At 66.9% G+C, this 6,657-nt stretch carries 11 protein-coding genes; all 11 read left to right on the top strand.

Annotated elements, in window-relative coordinates:
- The coding region (locus DFS13_RS27080; RefSeq protein WP_146610028.1) for a YqaJ viral recombinase family protein at positions 1-414 on the top strand (414 nt) is incomplete at its 5' end.
- Complete coding sequence (locus DFS13_RS27075; RefSeq protein ID WP_111442316.1) at positions 411-599, top strand: hypothetical protein; 189 nt, start codon at positions 411-413, stop codon at positions 597-599. The genes DFS13_RS27080 and DFS13_RS27075, both read left to right, overlap by 4 nt.
- A gap of 22 nt (positions 600-621) precedes the next feature.
- Positions 622-1,209, top strand: a complete 588-nt coding sequence (locus DFS13_RS27070; RefSeq protein ID WP_111442315.1) for a hypothetical protein — start codon at positions 622-624, stop codon at positions 1,207-1,209.
- Positions 1,210-1,379: 170 nt separating this feature from the next.
- Positions 1,380-2,621, top strand: coding sequence for a hypothetical protein (locus tag DFS13_RS40390; protein WP_181461628.1), 1,242 nt, complete (start codon positions 1,380-1,382; stop codon positions 2,619-2,621).
- Positions 2,622-2,705: 84 nt separating this feature from the next.
- Complete coding sequence (locus DFS13_RS40905; RefSeq protein ID WP_241308610.1) at positions 2,706-3,209, top strand: hypothetical protein; 504 nt, start codon at positions 2,706-2,708, stop codon at positions 3,207-3,209.
- A complete protein-coding gene (locus DFS13_RS27055; protein ID WP_111442314.1) occupies positions 3,206-3,448 on the top strand; it encodes a RodZ family helix-turn-helix domain-containing protein in 243 nt (80 codons plus the stop codon). Before DFS13_RS40905 ends, DFS13_RS27055 begins: the two co-directional genes overlap by 4 nt.
- On the top strand, positions 3,445-3,777 hold the full coding sequence (locus DFS13_RS27050) for a DNA-binding protein (protein WP_111442313.1): 333 nt from the start codon (positions 3,445-3,447) through the stop codon (positions 3,775-3,777). The genes DFS13_RS27055 and DFS13_RS27050 overlap by 4 nt, the downstream gene beginning before the upstream one ends.
- Positions 3,774-3,998 (top strand): helix-turn-helix domain-containing protein, encoded by a 225-nt coding sequence (locus tag DFS13_RS27045; RefSeq protein ID WP_057031107.1) that lies wholly within the window; start codon positions 3,774-3,776, stop codon positions 3,996-3,998. The genes DFS13_RS27050 and DFS13_RS27045 overlap by 4 nt, the downstream gene beginning before the upstream one ends.
- Before the next feature lie 207 nt (positions 3,999-4,205).
- A complete protein-coding gene (gene wrbA / locus DFS13_RS27040) occupies positions 4,206-4,826 on the top strand; it encodes an NAD(P)H:quinone oxidoreductase (protein ID WP_012492548.1) in 621 nt (206 codons plus the stop codon).
- A complete protein-coding gene (locus DFS13_RS27035) occupies positions 4,823-5,215 on the top strand; it encodes a DUF2069 domain-containing protein (protein WP_006497741.1) in 393 nt (130 codons plus the stop codon). The genes wrbA and DFS13_RS27035 overlap by 4 nt, the downstream gene beginning before the upstream one ends.
- Positions 5,216-5,233: 18 nt before the next feature.
- Positions 5,234-6,655, top strand: coding sequence for an FAD-binding oxidoreductase (locus DFS13_RS27030; protein ID WP_006485637.1), 1,422 nt, complete (start codon positions 5,234-5,236; stop codon positions 6,653-6,655).
- The last annotated feature ends 2 nt before the right edge of the window (positions 6,656-6,657 follow it).

Genomic DNA, 6,657 nt, shown 5'->3' with positions numbered 1-6,657 from the left:
GAGCCATTCGGCCGCGAGCAGGTCGAGCTCGTGACGGGCCACATCATCGCGCCCGGCGGCTTCTTCACGCACCTGCGTTACGAGTTCCTCGGCGCGTCGCCCGACGGCCTGATCGGCGACGACGGCGGCTACGAATCGAAGTGCCCCATGGACGAGGCCGTGCACATTAACACGCTGCTGAACGGCATGCCGGACGACCACGTGCCGCAGGTACAGGGCGGCATGCTCGTCACCGGCCGGCGCTGGTGGCTGTTCGCTTCGTACGACCCACGCGTGCCCGAGCCGTACAGCCTTTACACCCAGATCGTGCCGCGCGACGACGAGTACATCAACAACACCCTGTTGCCAGGCCTCCTGCAGTTCGAGGCCGAGGTCAACGCCATCATCAAACGCCTCCAGATGAGGGCCGCATGAACACCAGCAACGACCTCCACCGCCTCGTCGCCGCGATCCGGCACGACGTCGTCACGTGCGAGATCGACCGCGAACTGCTGAAGCCGGTATTCGCGGCGTTCGACGGCGGCCAGATCTGCGCAGTCCCCGAGTACGTCGAGAAGCGCATCCGGCACTGGGCCGGGCGCGTCGCGCAACCGCAGTAAGCCATCCACCACAGGAGCCAGCATGTTCAACCTCGACAACACCCTTGCGAAGATCGTCTCGGTGACGAACGTGAGCGAAAAGCATGGCACCGAGCGCAAGCCCGCGATCACGATCGGCATGTCGGTCGTCGTGGGCGGCGACGTCCTCGGCGAGTTCGACCCGGCGCTGCGCGCGATGCTGTATCGCAAGCCGCAGCCGAAGCCCGGTGAGCTACCGATGGAGCACGACGGCCTGACCGAACTGCGCTTCCCGTTCATGCGCAACCTCGCGTGGGATCGCAAGTACGAGGGCTACCTGCTGCGCTTCCACATCGGCGCGACGGGCGCTGAAGACGTGCTGCTCGCCGAGTGCGGCCTGAAGGACATCCGGTTCACCACGCAGGAAGGCGGTTCCGTCGGCGTGCACTTCAAGATCACCGCGCACCCGAAGGACGAGGTCGACCACGGGAAGATCGCGACGCGCCTGCAGCAGGAGATTGGCATCACGTTGACGCCGCCGGACAACTACGTTGACCCGGGGCTGTTCGGCGATGCACCGCAGGCGGACGACGAGCATCGCCCCTTCGCGGGCTCGGACCTCGATCAGCGCGAGGAAGTCGAGGAAGAGTGACCCACCCGCCGCGCCACTCGCGCGGCACCCCGGCTGCATCGGTGGGCGCTCGGATGACGGCCGGGCCCCGTCATAGCACCGACTCGACTCCCGGCGCTTTCATGCTAAACGCTGCCTGATGCGAGCCGAGCGCCAAACCGATGCGGCTGTTCTACTGATTGAGGATGACGATGAGCGATACCACCGACAAGAGCGCTGATGCGCTGACGGGAAATCAGAGGCAACGCTTGGGCGAAGCATTGTCCGAATATTTCGGCAAGCTTGATTCCGACGAAGGCATCCGCGCGCCGGAAGGCCGCATCCTTCGAGCGTTCGATTACTGCGACTCACGCAACATCGACGACCTGATCGATCGCGCGATTGCGCCCGCGCTCGCCGCATCCGCTGTCGAGCAGCACGAAGCAGCGCCGACCGACGACGAGCAACTGATCGAGGCAATGGCGCGCGCGATGAATGTCGCGACTGACGGCCATGACCGTTACTGGACTGGCTTCGTGCCTTCGGCTGGTGCAGCGCTCCGTGCGCTGCGTTCGCTCGCACTCTCTGCCCCGCTCGAAGGCACGGGCAATGGGGCGGATGAGCGGGCGGCTCAGATGGCGCACGATTTGCGCTGTGCAGGTGTTGCAGGCACCAAGGCAGGCGACCTACTGCACGCTGCGGCAGAAATGTTGGAAGCGCTGGCCGCCCGCGCCCCTCGCACTGAGGTGGCGGGAGCGGTGCCGAGCGCGCAAATGTCGCGTCTGAAGGCAATCATCGACGCAGTCGAGGGTGAATGTGACGGACTCGCAATCGACGAGAACCAAGCCGCACGAATCCTGATGCATCTTGATTGTACGTCGCCGAATGGAATCGTCCGCGCCCCTCGCGCAGATGCAGCGGCAGCGCCGGCAGACGAGCGGGCGGCGTTCGACGCGTGGTTCGCTGATGCATGGAACGCCTATCCGGACAAGGAAACGACCAGCGAAATCAAGTCGAAGGTCTGGGCGTTGAAAGCATGGCGACACCTGTTCCCCCGCGCGGCAGCATCGCATCCCGCAGCGGGGCAAGAGGCGGTTGGTGAAGCCGGGGCAATGCCGGGTACCGATGGTTTCACGATGGCAGTCTTTCGTGCCTCCGATGTTCCGCTTCGCACGAAGCTCTACACCGCCCCGCCCGCGCAGGTCGCCACTCGCGATCCGATTGGCACCCGCGGCATCGAGGGAGCACTCGCGGACCTGATCGATCGCATCGTTCCAGGTCTCGATTCCGGCGACATTCTGGCCGATGCAAAAGCTGCGCTTAATGCCCTCGCCACTCGGCAGGGGCTGACGGACGAGCGCATCGAGGCAATGGCGAATGCGTGCGGTTTGTATGGGGTACAGAAGGCGGTGGTTCAGTGCGTCCGGGCCCTTCTCGAAGGAGACAAGCCGTGAGCAATGCTATCGGCTATATCGTCATGGGGTTTCTTCTGGGCGAATTGCTTCGAGCCATTCGTGAAATTCTAAGCGGAGACAAGCATGAATAAGACGCTGACGGACGACCTGCGCGCAGAACTAGAATGGTGCATCGCCGACGGAAACTGCGGGCCGCGCACGCGAGCAATGCTCGTTGCGCTACGCGCCCTCCTCGCCGCTCAGCAGCCGGAGCCACGTGCATCAACCGCGATACCGCGCGTACACGGTGTTGGCCGTGTCGCCGACAATCCGTGCGCCGTGCTCGTCATGCTGAAGGCAGAGCCCTCTGATGAAACGCTTCGCGCGATCCATGACCGCCTGACCGCCGAGCCGGAGCCGCGCGCCGAGGTGACTGAAAACTCGTATCGAGAACTGCTCGCGGTGCTGGTCGACATTTACGATGACCAGCGAAACAACGCACCGGAAAACCGCTGCTACGTCGAAGGCGCGTGGTCGGAGGTTCTCGGCGAAGCGCGAGCGTTGCTCGCTCCGCTTCCCGATCCTGCGCAAGTCGTCGCCGAATCGCCGGACTGGATCAAGAACGTACTGCCTCCGGAGGGAGCATGAAGCTCGGAGAACTACTCAAGAGCCGGCGTGAATCGCTCGGCATGACGCTGGACGACGTGGCTGATGCGACCGGTTCGTCGAAGTCCTACGTCTGGGAACTGGAAGCCGGGCGCTCGTACAAGATGGGCCTTCCGCTCGCTGCACGATTCGCGGTGGCCCTCGGGTTGCAGGTCAGCATGATGGCCGCAGCCGCGCTCGAATCCGAGGCGATTGCCGCCCGCGCAGGAGAAGGCCAATGACCAGCCGCCGCATCAACAGCGCAGCCGTGGTCGGCGTCCTCGCAACCGGGACGCATACCGCGCGCGAGATAGCAACCGAACTCCAGACGTCGACGGCGTTCGTGCAGTGCTTCCTCGACACGCTGTTCTACGCCGGCCGCATCCGGATCGACCGGCGCGTCACGACGGACACGGCGTACGAGCTGACGCCGATCGCCGCACCGCGTGCGCCGCTCGACACGCCGTCCGCCGGGCCGCGTCTCGCACCCAACATGCAATCCACGCTCGCCGGATACGATCGCGAGATCAGTCGCCGCGTCGAGCTTGCCATGACCTCGAGGGCACGATGACCCAACTCGAAGAACTGAAACTTGCCCGGCAGGCTGTCCAGCTTTACGCCGAATCGCACCCGCGCCCGGTGCACGTCACACAGGCGCAGGCCGCTGAAATGCTCGGCATCACTGCGCGCACGGTGCACACGCTCGTACGCACGGGGAAGCTGAAACTGAACGGTATCGGGCGCATTCCGATCGCCCAGATCGACGAACTGATCGCCGCGCGCAACGCATAAATTACGCACGATCCCGACGAAACCCGCGCCACGCCGAAGGCCCTGCTGCTCAACTTCGGCAAACGGCTTCTCCTTCTTGATGCTGCGCGCGTCACGGCACGCCGCCGCCGCGCTGCGCGACGGCTTCAGCCCCTATAATAGCCGCTCGATTCCAGCAGGGGCCGACTGCACCGGGCACGCGCGCGGCCGCACGCGGCTCCGTCGCCCATGAAAGACATCCTCGTCCTCTATTACAGCCGTCACGGCGCCACGCGCGATCTCGCGCTCGCGATCGCGAACGGCATCGACAGCGTGCCGGGCATGCAGGCCCGCATCCGCACCGTGCCGCCCGTGTCGGCCGTCTGCGAAGCCACCGCCCCCGACATCCCGGCCGACGGCCCGCCGTACGCGGAACTGCGCGACCTCGAGGAATGCGCGGGCCTCGCGCTCGGTTCGCCGACCCGCTTCGGCAACATGGCTGCCGCGCTCAAGTATTTCCTCGACGGCACCACGCCGCAATGGCTGTCGGGCGCGCTGACCGGCAAGCCGGCGAGCGTGTTCACGTCCACCGGCAGCCTGCACGGCGGCCAGGAATCGACGCTGCTGTCGATGATGCTGCCGCTGCTGCATCACGGGATGATGATCGTCGGGATCCCGTACACCGAATCCGCCCTCAGCACGACGCGCACCGGCGGCACGCCGTACGGCGCATCGCACGTCGCGCAGCACGACCGCGCGGCGTCGGGCGGGCTGTCGGCGGACGAGAAGGCGCTCGCGGCCGCGCTCGGCGTACGGCTCGCGCGCGCCGCCGCGGCGCTCGCCAGCGCCCGGTCCGCCGAGGCGGCATGAACGCCCCCGCCCGCCCCGCCGTCGCGGCCCGGCCGCGCTACGCGCTGGCCGCCGCCGCATGTCTCGTCGCGCTGATCGCCCTGTCGCTCGCGTGGGAGCTGTGGCTCGCGCCGCTGCGCCCCGGCGGCTCCGCGCTGATGCTCAAGGCCGTGCCGCTCGCACTCGCGCTGCCCGGCGTCTGGCGGCGTAACATCTATACGATGCAATGGGCGAGCATGCTGGTCCTCGTCTATCTTGCCGAAGGCATCGTGCGCGGCATGTCCGATCGCGGGCTGTCCGCGACGCTCGGCTGGTGCGAGACCGCGCTCGCCGTCGGCTTCTTCGTGGCGGCGCTGGCTTACGTCGCGCCGTTCAAGCGCGCGGCGAAAAAACCGCGCGCCACGTCCTGACCCTTACGCGACAAGGTGATGATGTCCTCCGAAGCTTTCGTTTCCGCGTGCCGCGACGCGATCGGCGCCGACCACGTGCTGACCGATCCGCACGATACCGAACCGTTCCTGACCGACTGGCGCCGCCGCTACAAGGGCGCCGCATGCGCGGTGCTGAAGCCCGCGAACACGGTGGAAGTCGCCGCGCTCGTGAAGCTCGCCAACGCGCACGGCGTCGCGCTCGTGCCGCAGGGCGGCAACACGGGCCTCGCGGGCGGCGCGACGCCCGATGCGAGCGGCAGCCAGGCCGTGCTGAGCGTCGCGCGCCTGAACCGCGTGCGTGCGCTCGATCCGCACAACAACACGATCACCGTCGAAGCCGGCGTGATCCTCGCCGACGTGCAGGCGCGCGCCCGCGAAGGCGGCCGGCTGTTCGCGCTGAGCCTCGCGGCGGAAGGCAGTTGCACGATCGGCGGCAACCTGTCCACCAACGCAGGCGGCACCGCGGTGCTGCGCTACGGCAACGCGCGCGAGCTGTGCCTCGGCCTCGAGGTCGTGACGCCGCAGGGCGAGATCTGGGACGGGCTGCGCGGACTGCGCAAGGACAACACCGGCTACGACCTGCGCGACCTGTTCATCGGCGCCGAAGGCACGCTCGGGATCATCACGGCAGCCGTGATGAAGCTGCATCCGCTGCCGGCCGCGCAGGTCACGGCGCTGGCCGCGCTCGAGTCGCCGCACGCGGCGCTCGATTTCCTCGCGCTCGCGCAGCGCGCGGCCGGGCCTTTGTTGACCGGCTTCGAGCTGATGTCGGATTTCTGCATGCAGCTGGTCGGCAAGCACTATCCGCAACTGCGCTACCCGTTCGCGCAGACGCACGCGCAAACGGTGCTGCTGGAGCTGTCCGACAACGAAAGCGAAGCGCATGCGCGCGCACTCTTCGAGAAACTGATGGAAGAAGCGTTCGAGGCCGGGCTCGTGGTCGACGCGGTGGTCGCGGAGAATCTCGCGCAGTCGCGTGCGTTCTGGGACCTGCGCGAGCACATCCCGCTCGCGCAGGCCGACGAAGGGCTCAACATCAAGCACGACATCGCGGTGCCGATCTCGTCGATCGCACGCTTCATCGACGAGACCGACGCGGCGATCCAGCAAGCCGCGCCGGGCGCGCGCATGGTCACGTTCGGCCACCTCGGCGACGGCAACCTGCACTACAACGTGCAGATGCCCGAAGGCGGCGATGCGAAGGCGTTCCTCGCCGCGTTCCAGGCGCCGATCAACCGGATCGTCTACGACAACGTGCACCGCCACCACGGCACGATCAGCGCGGAGCACGGCATCGGCCAGTTGAAGATCGACGACGCGCAACGCTACAAGTCGCCGGTCGAAACGACGCTGATGCGCACGCTGAAGACCGCGCTCGACCCGCGCGGCCTGATGAATCCCGGCAAGGTCCTGCGCTGAAG

The organism is Burkholderia sp. 28_3 (assembly GCF_003253915.1).
GTDB classification, from domain to species: domain Bacteria; phylum Pseudomonadota; class Gammaproteobacteria; order Burkholderiales; family Burkholderiaceae; genus Burkholderia; species Burkholderia cenocepacia.
Note: the sequence above shows the minus strand (reverse complement) of the source record. Positions and strands in the feature narration are given on the sequence as shown.